Raw genomic sequence first — 1,285 nt, 5'->3', positions numbered from 1 at the left:
TGGTCTGCCCCCATTTGGTGAGACAAAGAAAAAACACCTAGATAACATGTTTCCTATAAGCTATAGGTGACATATTATCTAATTTTCTCTGAATCCGTTCATTATTATAGTAGTGGATGTATTCATCCACAGTTTGTATTATACTAGAATTATTCGATTGTTTTATATTTTGCGCATAGAATCCTTCGGATTTCAAATGAGAATGAAAGGATTCTATGAGGGCATTATCATGGCAGTTTCCTGTACGAGACATGCTTGTGATAATGCCTTTTTCTGTGGCATATGTTTGAAATTGTTTTGATGTATACACCTTTCCTTGATCCGAATGTAAAATCGTATCAATCACATTTCGCTTTCTTAAAGCCTCTTTTAGAGTATCTAATACAAGAGAAACATCCTGTGTCTCAGCTATTTTATAACTTACAATTTCATTGTTAAACCCATCTATAATAGATGAAAAATAAAGAGTCTTATTGCCGAACATCAAATACGTGATATCAGTGAACCATTTTTCATTAGGCTTGGTAGCTTTAAATCTCCGTTGTATTCTATTTTTAGCTACCACTGGTTCATGACCGAGCACAAATATCTTTTTCTTTTTTCTAACCCGAGATAATACGTTGTATTTTCTCATGATACGTAATACTTTTTTATGATTCATTACGATGTTAAATTGATCACGTAGACAAGCTGTAACCCGACGATATCCATACCGATATTTATGATGTTGACATATTTCTATTACGGTTTTTTCTTCATGATTAGTTACTGGTTTCTCCTGCTTTTTCCAACGATAATAAGTGGCACGTGAAATATTAAATATGGAACACAGTTCTGCAATTGTAAAAACTGATTGCCATTCCTTTATCATTTTCATTATTTCTTCTTTTCCTCCCACCTCCTTAAGATTTCTTGGCACTTTTCCAGCAATATAATCTTTGCCTTTAAATAACGTATTTCTAATTCTTTTTGTTCAAGTTCTGTTAACCTTTTTAAGCCTTTTCCATGTGCAGATTGTCTTCCAATAGACTGTTCAAACCGATAGGTTTCGCCTTCACGATACCATTTCATCCAAGTTTTAATTTGAGCCACATGCTTAATTCCTAAGGCATCCATAATTTCTTTGTTTTTGAATCCTTGGTGTTTCATTTCAACTACTTTCCACTTTATTTCGGCGGGATAATGCGTCTTTTTCCCCATAAGAAAAACACCTCCATTAAAATCATAACTGATACTTACGATTTAGAGAGGTGTTTTTTTCGTCTCATTCTAAGGGTTCACTCCA

The 1,285-nt window shown here is 33.7% G+C and carries 1 protein-coding gene; it reads right to left on the bottom strand.

Annotation, left to right across the window (positions count from 1 at the left end; genetic code table 11):
* Nucleotides 1-37: 37 nt before the first annotated feature.
* A protein-coding gene (locus MR167_RS31450) for an IS3 family transposase (protein ID WP_088118919.1) occupies nucleotides 38-1,200 on the bottom strand; the annotation gives its coding sequence in 2 pieces (ribosomal slippage) (nucleotides 38-933 and nucleotides 933-1,200; 1,164 coding nt in all).
* Between the last annotated feature and the right edge of the window lie 85 nt (nucleotides 1,201-1,285).

Origin of the sequence: Bacillus cereus group sp. BfR-BA-01355, assembly GCF_022663675.1 — a bacterium.
Taxonomy (GTDB): domain Bacteria; phylum Bacillota; class Bacilli; order Bacillales; family Bacillaceae_G; genus Bacillus_A; species Bacillus_A thuringiensis_S.
This window is presented reverse-complemented; position numbering and strand designations above follow the sequence as displayed.